Annotated in this window: 15 protein-coding genes; 5 read left to right on the forward strand and 10 right to left on the reverse strand. The window is 66.1% G+C overall.

All coding sequences use genetic code 11. The annotated features are described in order from the left end of the window. Positions 1 to 185: 185 nt before the first annotated feature. Positions 186 to 965 carry a transglutaminase-like domain-containing protein gene (locus DFR51_RS08415; protein ID WP_121049182.1) on the reverse strand — a complete coding sequence of 260 codons (780 nt, stop codon included), beginning with the start codon at positions 963 to 965 and terminating at the stop codon, positions 186 to 188. 181 nt (positions 966 to 1,146) lie between these two features. Here DFR51_RS08415 and DFR51_RS08420 point away from each other — a divergent pair, with 181 nt between their 5' ends. Beyond that, complete coding sequence (locus DFR51_RS08420) at positions 1,147 to 1,818, forward strand: DUF4197 domain-containing protein (RefSeq protein WP_121049185.1); 672 nt, start codon at positions 1,147 to 1,149, stop codon at positions 1,816 to 1,818. A gap of 3 nt (positions 1,819 to 1,821) precedes the next feature. Here the strand turns inward: DFR51_RS08420 and DFR51_RS08425 are convergent, their stop codons facing one another. Genes DFR51_RS08425 through DFR51_RS08435 form a run of 3 tightly spaced genes read right to left on the reverse strand, consistent with a single transcriptional unit; the run spans position 1,822 to position 4,196 of the window. Continuing rightward, a complete protein-coding gene (locus DFR51_RS08425) occupies positions 1,822 to 3,207 on the reverse strand; it encodes a sensor histidine kinase (protein ID WP_243446552.1) in 1,386 nt (461 codons plus the stop codon). Between the two features lies 1 nt (position 3,208). Continuing rightward, positions 3,209 to 3,877, reverse strand: coding sequence for a response regulator transcription factor (locus DFR51_RS08430; protein ID WP_121049188.1), 669 nt, complete (start codon positions 3,875 to 3,877; stop codon positions 3,209 to 3,211). Positions 3,878 to 3,887: 10 nt separating this feature from the next. Further along, a complete protein-coding gene (locus DFR51_RS08435; protein WP_126494836.1) occupies positions 3,888 to 4,196 on the reverse strand; it encodes a PepSY domain-containing protein in 309 nt (102 codons plus the stop codon). Between the two features lie 127 nt (positions 4,197 to 4,323). On the opposite strand from DFR51_RS08435, the gene DFR51_RS08440 reads away from it, so the two are divergent. The 4 genes from DFR51_RS08440 (at position 4,324) to DFR51_RS18775 (ending at position 10,173) form a co-directional block, all read left to right on the forward strand. Next, entirely contained in the window at positions 4,324 to 6,096 is a 1,773-nt protein-coding gene (locus DFR51_RS08440) for an ABC-F family ATP-binding cassette domain-containing protein (RefSeq protein WP_121049194.1), read from the forward strand. 87 nt (positions 6,097 to 6,183) lie between these two features. Beyond that, positions 6,184 to 8,544, forward strand: coding sequence for a TonB-dependent receptor (locus tag DFR51_RS08445; protein ID WP_121049197.1), 2,361 nt, complete (start codon positions 6,184 to 6,186; stop codon positions 8,542 to 8,544). Positions 8,545 to 8,647: 103 nt separating this feature from the next. Beyond that, complete coding sequence (locus DFR51_RS08450) at positions 8,648 to 9,331, forward strand: Fe2+-dependent dioxygenase (protein WP_121049200.1); 684 nt, start codon at positions 8,648 to 8,650, stop codon at positions 9,329 to 9,331. A 92-nt stretch (positions 9,332 to 9,423) separates the two neighbouring features. Continuing rightward, positions 9,424 to 10,173, forward strand: coding sequence for an energy transducer TonB (locus DFR51_RS18775; protein WP_126494838.1), 750 nt, complete (start codon positions 9,424 to 9,426; stop codon positions 10,171 to 10,173). Here DFR51_RS18775 and DFR51_RS08465 read toward each other — a convergent pair whose 3' ends face one another. From DFR51_RS08465 to DFR51_RS08490, 6 genes are all read right to left on the reverse strand, one after another. Continuing rightward, positions 10,174 to 11,070: an FAD:protein FMN transferase gene (locus tag DFR51_RS08465; RefSeq protein WP_121049209.1), complete on the reverse strand. Its 897-nt coding sequence runs from the start codon at positions 11,068 to 11,070 to the stop codon at positions 10,174 to 10,176. Between the two features lie 92 nt (positions 11,071 to 11,162). Next, entirely contained in the window at positions 11,163 to 11,981 is an 819-nt protein-coding gene (locus DFR51_RS08470) for a DUF4198 domain-containing protein (protein WP_121049211.1), read from the reverse strand. 13 nt (positions 11,982 to 11,994) lie between these two features. Next, complete coding sequence (locus tag DFR51_RS08475; protein WP_121049214.1) at positions 11,995 to 12,510, reverse strand: DUF2271 domain-containing protein; 516 nt, start codon at positions 12,508 to 12,510, stop codon at positions 11,995 to 11,997. Positions 12,511 to 12,521: 11 nt separating this feature from the next. Beyond that, positions 12,522 to 13,163, reverse strand: coding sequence for a PepSY-associated TM helix domain-containing protein (locus DFR51_RS08480; RefSeq protein WP_121049217.1), 642 nt, complete (start codon positions 13,161 to 13,163; stop codon positions 12,522 to 12,524). Positions 13,164 to 13,252: 89 nt separating this feature from the next. After that, complete coding sequence (locus tag DFR51_RS08485; RefSeq protein WP_121049220.1) at positions 13,253 to 15,034, reverse strand: ABC transporter transmembrane domain-containing protein; 1,782 nt, start codon at positions 15,032 to 15,034, stop codon at positions 13,253 to 13,255. 41 nt (positions 15,035 to 15,075) lie between these two features. Beyond that, on the reverse strand, positions 15,076 to 15,408 hold the full coding sequence (locus DFR51_RS08490; protein WP_126494840.1) for a hypothetical protein: 333 nt from the start codon (positions 15,406 to 15,408) through the stop codon (positions 15,076 to 15,078). Between the last annotated feature and the right edge of the window lie 108 nt (positions 15,409 to 15,516).

Genomic DNA, 15,516 nt, shown 5'->3' on the forward strand with positions numbered 1-15,516 from the left:
CCCTTTCTTCCCCGCCCATGCGGCGGCGAAGCGATAACCTACGAGACCATGAGTCGGGTCCGGACGGACCAGATGATCTTTACGTAGCACGAACGCCCGCGCGTAACTCCCGCAAAGGTTTTCCCGGCGCTCCCCGTAACGTGCTGCTTTACGCGAAAACGTAAGACGAAATTTTACACTGTGCTTCACCCGATCTGCCGCACATCCACGCGCTGTGCGATCAGCTGCGCCTCGCCGAATATCGTCAGGAAGCTGATGTCCGTGGCGTCGCGTCCAACGCCGATCCGCACGATGCCTTCGCAGGGCGCAAGGTTCGTCGCGTCGACCAGATGCCAGCGGCCTTCGAGCCACACCTCCACCACGGCATGGAAGTCCTGCGGCTCCAGCTGCCATGCGTAGGCGGCGACCATGCGGGCGGGCGTACCTGCGGCGCGTGTCATGGCGATCATCAGGTGCGCGTAGTCCCGGCATACGCCCCGGCGGGCGATGAACGTATCCGCCGCGGTGGTCGTGGCATTGCTGGCGCCGGGCACGTAATCGACATGGTCGCGGATCCACGCCGCGATCGCGCGGACCTGATCCCCGCCGGAAAGCTCGCCGAACTCGCACTCCACCAGCGAGACGAACCGGTCCGCCTCGCAGTACCGGCTCGGGAAGAGATAGGGCACCACGAGCGCGGGCAAATGCCGCTTCTCGTCGGCTTTCAGCCCGCCGAGCGAAGGCGTGGGCCGATCGACATCCACTTCGGCCCGGTAATGCACCGTCACCCGGCCTTCGGCGTGCGTCCACGTGCGGCGCCCCAGCGCCTCCTCCGCCGCCACCGGTGTCAGCACCTCGACGCCCTGCACCGTCAGCTGGTCGCTGACGAGAATCTGGTCCGGCATCTGCGCAACCTCGACCGCCAGCAGCAGGTCGGCAGGCGCAGTGAGCTGGTAATCCAGCATCGTTTCGATCGAGAGGCGCATCGAATTCCGTTCAGGCGGGCGGGAGCGCCACAAGCACTCAACCTATAGCCCATCGTCCGCGTTCCGGCATCAGGGCACGAAAAAACAGCCGAAGGGACATTCGCCCGAATGAAGCGCCGTGCGATTTCTCGTCCGGCTGCGCTGTGGTACGCTGTTCGCGCACTGGGTGAGGAGAAAGCGCATGACCGGCAGCCTTTTTATTCGCACCGCTTTGGCGGCAACCGTGCTTGTCGGCACGCTTTCCGCCGCTTCGCCCGCCACGGCGCAGGGTTTCGGCGCGCCGGTGAAGTCCATCCTCGGAGACGCTTCGGACAGCGCGCTCGATACGCTCGCCCAGCCCGGCGCCTTCTATGCCGACAAGGCGATCCGCATCCTGCTGCCGGGGCCGCTCAAGAAGGCCTCCAAGCTGCTGAAATACACCGATCAGGCCGGCCTCACCGGCAATCTCACGAAAAGCCTGAACGACGCCGCCGGTTTGGCTGCGAAGGAAGCCAAGCCGATCTTCCGCAGCGCGATCAATAATATGACGCTGGAAGACGGTGTCGGCGTGGTTTCGAAAAGCGACGGCGCGACCCGGTATCTGGAGGAAAGCGCGGGCGCCGACCTGCACGCCAAGGTCCGCCCGCTCGTCGCCGCCGCGCTTGGCAACGTCGGCGCCTTCGATCAGCTGGACAGGCTGGGCGGCGCCTCTTCGCTCCTCTCGGGCGCAGGCCTCAGCCGCGACGGCCTGACGGACAGCGTCACCGATCAGGCGCTGAAGGGCATCTTCAAATATATCGGCGCCGAAGAGGCGAAGCTGCGCGCCAACCCGCTCGACGCCGGCAAGAAGCTCCTGGAAAGTCTCAGGAAGTAAGGATCACACCGCCGCCGGCAGGCGAAGCGTGGCCGCAAGGCCGCCCAGATCCTCGCTGCTGTCGAGCTTGATGCTGCCGCCGTAGATTTCTGCGACGTCCTTCACGATGGATAGGCCGAGGCCCGTGCCGGGCTTTTCCGTGTCGAGCCGCGCGCCGCGGCCGAATATGCGGCCGCGCTCGGTTTCCGCGATGCCGGGGCCGTCGTCCTCCACAAGGATTTCGATAAAGCGCGTCGGCCCTTCCGTGCGCGAGACTGAGACGAACACGCGCCCTGCGCCGTATTTGGCGGCATTCTCGATGAGGTTGCCCGCCATTTCCTCCAGATCCTGGCGCTCGCCGTGAAACACCGCCGCGCGGTCGCCGTCGAGGTCGATCGTGACATTGGGATAGATGCGGCTGATTGCGCGGCGCAGGCCTTCGAGCGCGGGCCACACTTCGGCGCGCGCGTTCACCGCTGAGCGGCGGCCGAGAGCGCGGGCGCGGGCAAGGTGGTGATCGATGTGGCGGCGCATGATGGCGAGCTGGCCGCGCACCGTGTCCGCGAGCGGGTTCGTCTGACCCTGCGCCTCGTTCATCACGATCGCGAGCGGCGTCTTCAATGCGTGCGCGAGGTTGCCGGCGTGCATCCGCGCGGCTTCCGCCTGCGCCTCCGTATGATCCAGCAGTTCGTTGAGTTCGGCGACCATGGGGGAGACTTCCGCGGGGAAATCGGAAGAAACACGCCGAGCCGCACCGCTGCGTACCGCCGCGATCTGGTCGCTGATGCGGCGCAGCGGCCAGAGGCCGTAGCCGGTCTGAAGCCCCGCGAGGCCGATCAGCCCGATGCCGAGCACGCCGAGCGACCACAGCACGGTCGATCGTACGCGCGCGAGCTGGAGGTCGAGTTCGGCGCGGTTCTGCGCGGCCTGCACATGGAGCATGATCGGACTGTCGGGCAGAACGATGTCGCGTTCCACGATGCGCAGCCGTTCCCCCTGGAAGGCGTCGCTGTCGAAGGCGACCGGCTCCTTGCTTGCGTCGAAGGTGCTTGGCGTCAGCGCGCGGTCCCAGAGCGAGCGCGAGCGCAGCGGCTCCTGCCCCGCCATGCTGATCTGCCAGTAGAGGCCGGAATAAGGCTCCTGAAACCGCTGGTCGCCCAGTGAGCGATTCAGCCGGATTTCCCCCTCGGGACCCAGCTCCACGGTCGCGATCAGTGCGGTGAGCACGCTGCGCAGACGCTCGTCGAACCCGTCGACGATGATGCGTCCGACCGTGCGTTCCAGCGCGTATCCGCCGATCAGCAGCAGCGTGATGATCCAAAGCGCCGACACCGCCAGCATACGGCGGCTGAGCGAGCCGCGCCGGAACAGCTGGCCGAAACGGGATTCGCGCGGCGCGGTAGCGGCCACCTCAGGCAGCTTGCGGGTCGTCCAGGCTGTAGCCGAGACCGCGGATGGTCTGGATGAGGTCCGCGCCCAGTTTCTTGCGGATGCGTGTGATGAACACCTCGATGGTGTTCGAATCGCGGTCGAAGTCCTGATCGTAGATGTGCTCGATCAGCTCGGTGCGGGAGACGACCTTGCCCTTGTGGTGCATCAGATACGCGAGCAGCTTGTATTCCTGTGCCGTAAGCCGCACCGGCGTGCCGCTCAGCGTAACGCGGCCCGAGCGCGTATCGAGCCGCACGTCGCCGGCCTCCAGTTCGGAGGAGGCGTTGCCCGTCGAGCGGCGGATGAGCGCGCGCAGCCGCGCGATCAGCTCCTCCATCTGGAAGGGCTTGGCGAGATAGTCGTCCGCGCCCGCATCGAGCCCCGCCACCTTGTCTGACCAGCTGTCGCGCGCGGTCAGCACCAGCACGGGGATGCCGATGTCGGCCTTGCGCCACTTGTCGAGCACGGTAAGCCCGTCCATCTCGGGAAGCCCGAGATCGAGCACGATCGCGTCATAGCTTTCGGAGGAGCCGAGAAAGTGCCCCTCCTCGCCGTCGTTCGCGACATCCACCGCATAGCCGGCGCCTTCCAGCGTCTCGCGAAGCTGGCGTGCAAGCGTGGGTTCGTCTTCGACGATCAGCAGGCGCATGGGGAAACTTTCAGTTGCCGTCTATATCGATGATATGGCCGGTCTTGGCGTCAACGTCCACCTCGACGACCGAGCCTTCTCGCAGGTAACGCAGACGGTAGCGCTTCCGATCCATATCGAGTTTGCTGCCGACGAGCTCGCCGCCCACGCGGTTGCCGACGCGGCTCTTGATCTCGCCGAGCGATCGAATCTCGCCGCTCTTCGTCGCCGCGCGCGCTGCATCGTGATCCTTCATCTTCGGATCGAGCGCCTGCGCGGGCGCCGCGGTCGCCGCGGAGACGCAAAGGGCAAGCCAGACAAAGGCGACACGAAACTTCACACGCGAACTCATTCCTTGGGACCACCCGACACGATTACCCCCCACGCGGTGAATAGCCCATGAATATTGCGCAGACGCCGCAATCACCCTAACTCCCCCTCGTTCCTCTCGACCGGAAGTCTAACGCGTGTCCGCCCCCATTGTCTCGCTTGAATCCATTGGCCTCGTACAAGGCACGGGCTGGCTGCTGCGCGGCCTCGATCTTTTCATCGGGGAACGCGACCGGCTGGCGCTCATCGGGCGCAACGGCGCGGGCAAGACGACGCTGTTCCGCCTCATCGCCGGACTCGTCGATTTCGACGAGGGCCAGCGCAAGGCCCGCCCCGGCACGCACATCGTGCTGCTGGAGCAGGACCCGAAGGTCACGGGCTTCGCGACGCTTCGCGATTTCGCCATGCGCGGACCGGGCGCCCCGGAGGCGCATGAGGTGGATGCCATCGCTCAGCAGATCGGCCTCGATCTCGACCGCGCCGCCGAAACCGCGAGCGGCGGCGAACGGCGCCGCGCCGCGCTCGCCCGCGCGCTTGCAGAAAACCCGGATCTGATCCTGCTCGACGAGCCGACCAACCACCTCGACCTCGCCGCGATCGAATGGCTCGAAGGCTGGCTCGGCCGCTACACGGGCGCGTTCGTCGCGATCAGCCACGATCGCACCTTCCTCACCCGCCTCACGCGTTCGTCGCTCTGGCTCGATCGCGGTCAGATCCGCCGCGCCGAGATCGGTTTCGGCGGTTTCGAAGCGTGGACGGAGCAGGTCTATGCCGAAGAGGCGCGCGCCGCCGAGAAGCTCGATTCGAAGCTCCGCGACGAACTCCACTGGCTGCAGCGCGGCGTCACCGCGCGCCGCCGCCGCAACCAGGGCCGTCTCGCCAAGCTGCACGAGATGCGTGCGCAGCGGGCAAGCATGATCGGTCAGGCCGGCAAGGCGAAGCTCGGCCTGCAAACCGACGACGCCAAGGCCAAGATCGTCATCGATGCCGAAGGCGTCAGCAAAAGCTACGACGGCCGCACGATCATCAAGGATCTGACGCTCCGCATCCAGCGCGGCGACCGCATCGGCATCGTCGGCCCCAACGGCGCGGGAAAGACGACCCTGCTGAGGCTCCTCACCGGCGAGATCGCGCCTGATACGGGCACGGTAAAGAGGGCGAAAACGCTCGCGGGCATCACCATCGATCAGCAGCGCAAGCTCCTCGAACCCGGCAAACGCGTGCGCGACATCCTCGCGGACGGCGGCGACTGGATCGATGTGCGCGGCGAGAAGAAGCACGTCATCGGCTACCTCAAGGAGTTCCTGTTCGACCCCTCCTATGCCGACGCGCCCGTAGACGCGCTCTCAGGTGGTGAACGCTCCCGCCTGCTCCTGTCGCGCGAGTTCGCCCGCGCCTCCAACCTCCTCGTCCTCGACGAGCCGACCAATGACCTCGACCTCGAAACGCTCGACCTCCTCCAGGAGGTGATCGCGGACTACGAAGGCACCGTGCTCATCGTCAGCCACGACCGCGACTTCCTCGATCGCACCGTCACGATGGTCGTCGGCCTCGACGGCAGCGGCCGCGCCGATGTCGTCGCGGGCGGCTTTGCAGACTGGGAGAAGAAGCGCACGCAGCGCACCGCCGCGAAGCCGAGCAGCACCCCGGCCGCGGAGGCCCCGCGTACCGCCCGAACCAAGCTCAGCTACAAGGATCAGCGCGAACTCGACATGCTCCCCGGCGAGATCGACGCTCTGCACGCGGAGATCGCCCGCCACGAGGAAAGTCTCGCCAACCCCGCGCTCTACACGCGCGACCCAGACGGCTTCATGAAAATTTCCGCCGCGCTCGACGCCGCCCGCAGCCGCCTCGCCATCTGCGAAGACCGCTGGCTTGAACTTGCGGAACAATCCGAGGCACTCGGCTAATTATTGCGAGTGACTCGTAATAGCGTTGACTCTGCAAATCACTCTCAATAACACGCCCAAACCTTGTAACTGTTTGGGGGTGTTCCAATGTCTGCAGAACCAGCCGCCCGCGCGTCCGTCGCCGGTCCCGCCTTCCTCGCGCTTTCCTGCGTCGGCTTCGTCGCCAGCGCCCTGCCCGCGCACGCACAGGATCAGCAACAGAAGCTCGGCGGCGTCACCGTCACCGGCACTGCGATTGAAGAAGAGATCAAGGTCGAGAGGGCCGAGTCTCCCAAATACGTCCGCCCTCTCCTCGATACGCCGCAGAGCATCACCGTCATCGGCAACACCACGATCCGCCAGCAGAACCTGCTGACGCTGCGCGAGGCGCTGACCACCATTCCCGGCATCACCTTCGGCGCGGGTGAAGGCGGCGGCGGTTATGGTGACAAGATCAACCTGCGCGGCCAGAGCGCCGACACCGATCTCCAGATCGACGGCGTCCGCGACAGTGCGCAGTATAGCCGCTCGGACACATTCAATCTCGAACAGATCGAGGTCGTGAACGGCGCGAACTCGGTCTACAGCGGCGCGGGCTCGATTTCGGGCACGATCAACCTCGTCACCAAGCGCCCGAAAGGCGAAGACCTCACCGTCGTCCAGGGCGGCATCGGCACGGACAATTATTACCGCGCCACCGTCGACAGCAACCTGCGCCTGTCGGACCTCGTCGCCGTGCGCCTCAACGCCATGTACCACGAGAACGACGTCCCGGCGCGGGACTTCGACAGCTACGAGCGCTGGGGTATCGCGCCGTCCGTCACCATCGGCATCGATGGCCCGACCAGCCTGACCCTGCTCTATGTGCATCAGAAAGACGACAACACGCCCATTTACGGCGTGCCCTACTCTGCCTCGGTGGGCGGCCTGTTCCCCGGCGCCGATTACGGCGGTTACTACGGCTACAAGGATGTCGACTACCAGAAGCAGACCATCGATCAGGCAACCGCGATCTTCGCTCATGAATTCAGCGACCGCGTTTCGCTCCGCAATCTCGCGCGCTGGCAGCGCGTCGAGCAGAACCTCGTCGTCAACCCGCCGCAGGGCGCCTACTGCCTCGACAGCGGCACGCTCTACACGGGCGCACCCTGCGCTGACGGCCAGGTCCCCGGCACCTATTACCCCTCCGGCCCGCGCGGCGTTTCGCGCTTCTCCGAAAACCAGATGCTCTACAACCAGCTCGATCTGAAAGCCGTGTTCGATACCGGCGGCATCGAGCACACGGTCACGCTCGGTGCCTCCTACGCGCAGGAAGACTATGACCTGTCGAACGGCAACTCGATGCGCAATCCGGGCGGCGCGACACCGAACCCCGCGCTGCCGCCGATCGACATTTCAGACCCCGATCCCATTTACGGGGGGCCGATCAACTACATCCCGACACGCTTCTCGCAGGGCGACACGCGCAACATCGCCTTCTATCTTTTCGACGCCATCAAGCTCTCCGATCAGTTCGAAATCAACGGCGGCATCCGCTGGGAAAACAACAAATCGGACTTCCGCGTCGACGAGATCGTCGGCACGCCGGGGGCGACCTTCGGCCAAGTAACGCGCGGGACCGTGCAGCGGTCGGATAACAATCTGTTCAGCTACCGCGTCGGCCTCGTCTACAAGCCGGTGCCGAACGCCAGCCTTTACGCGGCCTACGGCAACAGCCGCACGCCGGCCGGGTCTTCCGTCCGCAGCGGCTGCGGATCACCGACGGCGCAGAACCTCAACCTCGATCCCTGCACCGTCGCGCCGCAGGAGGCCGTCAACTACGAGATCGGCGGCAAGATCGACCTCGTGGGCGGCAGGCTCCAGCTCACCGCCGCGCTGTTCCGCAACGAGCGGACCAACTATCCGGTGGCGAGCAACGACCCGACGCTCGGCACGCTTCAGGTGCTCGATGGTCAGAGCCGCGTCGACGGCCTCGCGCTCGGCGCCTCGGGCAACATCACCGATGCCTGGGCCGTGTTCGCGAACTACACCTACCTCGACAGCAAGGTGAAGCAGAGCGTTTCGAACTACTGCCTCGCCAATCCCGGCGCGACGTTCACGCCCCCGGGCGGCACGGCGATCACCTGCCCGCTCACTGACGCGCAGGCCGGCAATCCGCTCACCAACACGCCGAAGCACTCGGGCAGCCTGTTCACGACCTACACGCTCCCGTTCGGCCTGCAGGTCGGCTACGGCTTCACCTATCAGGGCAGCTTCGTGCTTTCGAACACGGTGACGCCGCTCACGAAGGCGAAGGACTGGATGACGCACCGCGCGTTCCTCGCCTATCCGTTCGGCAACGGCCTGACCGCGCAGCTCAACGTCCAGAACTTCACGGACGAGAAGTACTACACCGGCATCCGCAACAACGGCTGGGCCACGCCGGGCGAAGGGCGGTCGGCCGTGCTCAGCCTGTTCTACAGCTTCTGAGCATGGGCTAGGGGCAAGAGCGGTTCAGGGGGATCGCTCTTGCCCACCAGCATTATGCGATGCTGATGTTTCGCTAGGTCCAACGAAGATCGGTTTCACACAAATGATGATCGCAATTCCTGACGTGCTCGATGCAGAGGCGCTCGCCCGTGTCCGCGCGATCATCGATGCCGCCGAGTGGGTCGATGGCAACGTCACTTCCGGCTACCAGTCGGCGCTCGCCAAGCGCAACATGCAGCTTCCCGAAGACGGCGCCGCCGCGCGGGAGGCAGGCACGATCATCCTCGATGCGCTCGGCAAGGCGCCCTTGTTCATCGCTGCCGCGCTGCCGCTCAAGGTCTATCCTCCACTGTTCAACAGCTACGAGGGCGGCCAGACCTTCGGCGTCCACATCGACAACGCCATTCGCATCCAGCGCGGCACCGAATTCCGCATCCGCAGCGACCTCTCGGCAACGCTCTTCCTCGAAGATCCCGATGCTTACGACGGCGGCGAGCTCACCATCGAGGACCAGTTCGGCGTCCAGCAGGTAAAGCTGCCCGCCGGGCACATGATCCTTTACCCCGCCTCCAGCCTGCACCGTGTCGAGCCCGTCACGCGCGGCAAGCGCACCGCGAGCTTTTTCTGGATTCAGTCGATGGTCCGCGACGGGGAAGCGCGCCGCTCGCTGTTCGAACTCGATACGGCGATCCAGACAATTGCGCAGGACCGCGGGCACGATGATGCCGCGATCATCCAGCTCACCGGCGTCTATCACAATCTCCTCCGCCGCTGGGCGACGACCTGACGCACGTGCGCAATCAATAATGCGATTGATTTGCATTAGTTGAGGCCCTATAGACCACGCGTGGCTTGAAAGCACGGTAACGGGGCGTTCGGATGCATACGGTTCACGCACGCAGCACAGATGATAGTTTCGACGATATCGTGTTTCACGAGCGCGTATCGGCGACCTCGGCGCCCGTACGGATCGGCCTTCCAGAGCGGTTGCCGACGGCAGGCGCGGACGGCTACCAGCCGGGCCGTCTCGATTGGCGTGCCCTGCTCGTCGTCGCCGGTCTTCATGTCGCGCTTGGCGCGGTGCTCATCCGCACGCAGGTGATCCCGCCTCGCACTGTGCAGACGGCGATGGATCTGCTCGATCTCTCGGCGCCCCCGCCCGCACGTGAGTCGCCGCCGCCGCCCGAGCTTGCCGAGCCTGAAATCTACGTGCCGCCGCCCGCGGTCGAGTTCGCGCGCGACACGCCTCCGATCGTCGCAACCGCCGATCAGCCGCTGGCCGTGCCGCCGGCGCCCGTGGCGATCAAGGCCCCGCCCGCGCCGCGCCCGGCGGCGCCGCCGACATTTGTCGCCGACGATCTCGGCGCCACCATGATCTCCGCAAAGCCGCCCGCCTATCCGCTCGAATCGCGCCGCAAACGCGAGCAGGGCATCGTCGTTCTGGCGCTGACGCTCGGCACGGACGGAAACGTCGCCGATATCCACCTGGCAAAGAGCAGCGGCTACGATCGGCTCGACCGCGCCGCGCTCGGCGCCGTCCGTCACTGGCGCTGGTCCCCTACGATCCGCGACGGCGTCGCGGTTGCCGTCCGGGGCACCGTCGAAATTCCCTTCGTTCTGCAGGGGTGATCAGTCGAGCATCGCCGTAAAGGCAAGGTTCATCGCCTCGCCGCCATCGCGAGAGATGATATGCGCGGCAAGGCCGAGGCGGTTTGCGAACCGAAGCCCCTCTTCTGCACCCAGAACCGCGATCGCCGTCGCATAAGCATCAGCGCACATGCACTCGGGATGGAGCACCGTCACCGAGGCAACCCCCTCTGCAGGCCTGCCGCTGCGCGGGTCGATCGTGTGCGCGAAGCGCTGGCCGTCCGCTTCGAACCAGCGCCGATAGTCGCCTGACGTCGCGGCGGAGAGGCCATGCAGCGCAAGCCGCAGCGGCGGCAGCGCCGCGCCCGGCGGCATCTCGATGTCCACCCACCACGGCTGCCCATCGGGCTTCACGCCCTCGCCCACGAGTTCGCCGCCCACCTCGACAAGGAAGTGCCGGAACCCTTGGCTCTTCAGCCAAGCTGCCACACGGTCCGCCCCGAACCCCTTGGCGATCCCCGAAAAGTCGAGCGCAAGCGTACCGGTCCGCCGCGCCCGCTGCAGCAGCGTATCACACTCCACCCGCCCCCAACCGCCCGCGCGACACAGCGTCTCGGTCGTCTCAGTATCGGGCACGGAAGCAACAGGCCCAGCCGCGCCGAACCCCCAGGCATCCACGATCGCCCCGACCGTCGGATCAAACGCCCCCCCGCTCTCCCCCGCGATCCGGAGCGCTGTGGAAAGCACGGTCAGAAAACCCGGCGGCATCGCCTGCCACGCCCCAACCGCCGCGCGGTTGAACCGGCTGATGTCGGACGCCGCCTCCCACGTACTCATTTCCGCAACGACCCCGTCCAGCGCGCCCTGCACCCCCGCGCCGACATCCGCAATCTTGCGCGGCGCAGTCACGACAAGCCGCACCGACCAGCGCGTCCCCATCGTCTCGCCGGAAAGCGTTGCAATATACCCCGCAGGCTCCCGCAGCGCGAAGGCCGCGGCGGAGAGCGCCTTCGGGACGAGTATCCGCGCGGTCAGGGCGCCAGCACCTCCAGCGTCGAGACGTAGCCGAGGCGGCGCTGCTGGGCGCCCTTCACGCTGACGTTCGCATCGCTCGCCTCCGCGCTCATCCAGTAGAGGCCCGGGTTCGGCCACGTGATCGTCACCTTGCCCTCGGCGTCGGTCTTCATGTCCATCTGCCCGAGCTGGTCGCGATAGCGGATGCCGCCCGGCACGACCTCGATCTCGATCCCGGCGGCGGGTTTGCCGTCGATCACGAACTGGAACGTCGCCGCCTCACCTGAAACGAGGTCGTTTGGATGCGTCACCGGCACCAGCTCAAGCCCCTTGCCGCTCGGCTTCAGCACCGTCTCCGTCGGCGCGCCGAGCGTCACGAAGATCTCGTTGCGGCTCAGGCTTTCGGAGAGCTTCACGTCTGTCGCACCTGCCGGAATCAGCGTCTCGATGTCAGCCACCGAAGCGCCGCGCGGAAGCCGTTTCTCGACGCCGCCTTCCTTGTAGCTGCCGAAGATGCCGCCCCCGGCGTTCGCGATCTTGTACGTTCCCTGCTGTTTCAGCTCGACATCGAAGGTGCTGCGGTAGCGACCGGTCGACGCGTTCTGTAGCGCCACCTCGCTGCCGTCCGGCGCCCACGCCTTCACGTTGCCGAGCCGCACCGGCTGGTGCTCGAAATAGAACAGGTCGTTGGAGACGGCGGCATCCACCGTCACCCAGCTCGACTGGCCAGAAAGCACGGTCGACGACGGCAGCATCCACTGACGATGCGCCTGGGCGCCGGTCGCGCTGAACAGCGCTGTTGAGATGGCGAGCGCGCGCAGGATTCCGGTTTTCATGGGTCTTGTCCTTTCAGCGATTGAAGACGGCGCTGACAGCGCCCAGCTCGGTCGAACCGGCTGCATCGGCCTTGGCTCCGGCTTTCGGCGGCCAGCTGAACGGCAACTTCACCAGCTCGCGGCCGCCCACCTCGCGCGCGGCCTCCACCAGCAGCGTATATTGCCCGGCTTCGAGCGTCCCGAGCGCATCCGCGCCGAAGCTCACCTTGTGCGTGCCCGGTGCTTTGGTAGCGCCGGTGATGCCATCCGCCGGGAAGCTCAGTCCCCGGCCCGAGGCGCGCCACCACTGGCGCACGTCGCGCAGCCACTTGGTGCCCTCGTTGTCCCGCATGTCATGGTCGTACCAGACCGCGAGCGTCTTCGCGGACGCGCCGGTCTTCTCCAGCCAGATCGCCACATAGGGCCGGTGATATTCCGCGACGCTGAGGCGCGGGATGGTGACGGTGAGGTCGATGCTCTGCGCGGCGGCGGGCGCCGCCAGCCCTGCGAAAGCGGCACCGGTCATCACGATACGCGTGGAAAGCTGCATTCTGACACCCTTCAGTGAATGAAAATCAAGGCGATGAGGACGGGGATGAGCAGCCCCACCCCCACGATCGGCCACGTGCTCGGGCGCTTCGCGGCGTGAAGCTGCAGCAGGATCAGGCCGGTGAATGCGAACACGAGGCAGGCGCCTGCGAAAATGTCGATGAACCACTTCCACGCCGTGCCCGAATTGCGGCCCTTGTGGAGGTCGTTGAGGTAGGAGATCCAGCCGCGGTCGGTGCTTTCGGCGGTCACCTCGCCCGTCGCCCGGTCGATCGCCACCCAGCCGTCTCCGCCGGGGCGCGGCAGCGCGAGGTAAACCTCATCAGGCGACCACTCCGCCTCGCCCACGGCTTTCACCGAAAATGTCTCCGCAACCCATGCGGCCACAGGTGCCGGCAGCGGTGCCCGCTCCGCCTCGCCGTCCTTCGGCGCGATGCCGCCCAGCAGCGCCGCCGGAAGCTGCGCCGTGCGCTCTTCGATCACGGGCTTTGCTTCGATCTCAGCAGCGTGATTGAGCGTAATCCCCGTGATCGTGAACAGCAGCAGCCCGACAAGGCTGACGGCAGAACTCATCCAGTGCCACGTGTGCAGCTGTTTCAGCCAGAACGCCTTGCGGCTTTTCTTCGCCACCCTGTTGGGCGTCACGCTGTGCATCTGCGCTGAATCAATCCCGTTTCTGCCTGGCGGCAGCGTTAACGAGAACGATTATCAATTACAATATAATTCCGGCGCGACCCGCGCGATCAGGCCGCATCTTCGAATTGCAGGCGCGCGAGCCGTGCGTAAAGGCCGCCGCCCGCCATCAGTTCGTCGTGCCGACCCTGCCCCACGATGCGTCCGTCATCCATCACGACGATACGGTCGGCGCCGCGCACGGTGGCAAGGCGGTGCGCGATCACCAGCGTCGTGCGGCCCTGCATCAGCCGTTCCAGTGCTTCCTGCACCAGCCGTTCGCTTTCGGCGTCAAGCGCCGAGGTGGCCTCATCGAGCAGAAGGATCGGCGCATCACGCAGCACGGCGCGCGCAATCGAAAGCCGCTGCCGCTGCCCGCCCGAAAGCCGCGTCCCGGCTTCACCGAGGAAGGTGTGGATGCCGTTGGGCATTGCGCGCAGGAATTCCGAAGCGTTCGCAGCGTCTGCCGCGGCCCACACCTCGGCCTCGGTCGCATCCGGGCGGCCATAGAGGATATTGTTGTAGGCGCTCTCGGCGAAGACCACGCTTTCCTGCGGCACCATTGCGATGCGCCCGCGCACGGCGGCGGGGTCCGCGTCGCGCAGCGATACGCCGTCCACCCGCACGGCGCCGCTCTCGGGGTCATAGAAACGCTGGATCAGCTGGAACAATGTCGATTTGCCGGCACCCGAAGGCCCAACGACGGCCACGGTCTCACCGGGGGCAATGTCCAGAGAGAAGTCACTGAGCGCTGCCGTTTCCTTCCGTGTGGGATAGCGGAAGGTGACACGGTCGAACGTCACGCTGCCCACCGGCGGCTGCGGAAGCGCCACGGGGTTTGCCGGCGCCTTGATCTGCGGCACGGAATTGAGCAGTTCCATCATGCGACCCGCCGCGCCTGTCGCGCGCATCACGTCGCCGTAAACCTCGGTAAGCGCGCCGAACGCGCCCGCCACGATCGCGGCGGTCAGCACGAACGCGGTGATCTCGCCGCCCGTCATCACCCCGTCGATCACGTCGGTGGCGCCTTCCCACAGCACCATCGTGATGCCGCCGAAAATGATGGTGATGACGATCGCGGTCAGCAGCGCGCGCATACGGATGCGCCGCCTGGCCGCCGCGAATGTCGATTCCACGGCCCGCGTGAACCGTTCGGCTTCGTTCCGTTCCTGCGTGAAGGCCTGCACGATCCGGATCGCGCCGAGCACCTCGCTGATGATGGTGCCGACACTCGCGACACTGTCCTGCGAACTGCGCGACAGCGCCTGAACGCGGCGCCCCATCAGCGCCATCGGCAACACGGCAAGCGGGATGCCGAGCAGCAGCATGCCGGTCAGCTTCGGGCTGATCGTGAACAGGTAGATCACGCCGCCGATACCCAGGATCGTGTTACGCAGCGCCATCGAAAGGCTGGTGCCCACCACCTGCTCGATGATCGACGTGTCCGCGGTCAGCCGCGAGGCGATCTCGGAGGGGCGGTTTTCCTCGAAGAAGGCCGGATCGAGCGTCAGGAGATTGGCATGGACGCTCTGCCGTAGATCGGCCACGACCCGCTCGCCGAGCCACGACACGTAATAGAAGCGCACCGCCGTCGCGATGCCGAGCACGGCGACAACGCCGAGCATACCGTAGAAATAGGGTGCGATCGTCGCGTCCGTTTCCGCGCCGAAGCCGTTGTCGACGATACGCTGGAAGCTGCGCGGAATCGCCAGCGTCGCGAGCGCCGCGATGAACAGCGAGACGAAGAACGCCGTCACCTGCAGGGGGTAACGTCGCGCAAAGCTCCAGAGCAATTGCAGGTTGCTGAGGGAACGCTTTTCCTTGGGCTCTTTGCCGGGCTCGCTGGTGCTCATAGCGGCGGATTAGCAGTGCCCGCGCCCGCGCTCAATGGCGCTCAGCCCTTTGGCGGCCAGCGCACCTCGATCTCAAGGCTCGCCGGGCGCCGTGCAGGTGGCGGCGGTAGCTGGCCGACCTTGAAGAACAGCTCATCGGTGGAGCGCGTGAGGATCGGCTCCGCACATGGTTTCACGATGTCGTAGCGCGTGATGAGGCCGTTGCCGTCCACGGCAACGCGTACCCGGGCAACGCAGGTCGCATGCCGCACCACCGCCGAACGCGGCATCGCCTGCGCCGCCCGCAGCGCACCGGAGGCCGCCTCGGGCCATGTTGTCGCAGCCGTCGCCGGCGCTGCGCCGGCCAAGCCCAGAAGAACCATCAACACACGCACGCACACTGCTCCCCGCAAGATGGACCGTGCGCCCGAATTGCCGCGCAATGGTTTCCGGTTTCGGAAAAGTGCCCGTGAATTTTTCGTGACAGAGCCTCAACGATCGCT

It is taken from the genome of Sphingosinicella microcystinivorans (assembly GCF_003634215.1).
GTDB classification, from domain to species: Bacteria; Pseudomonadota; Alphaproteobacteria; order Sphingomonadales; family Sphingomonadaceae; genus Sphingosinicella; species Sphingosinicella microcystinivorans.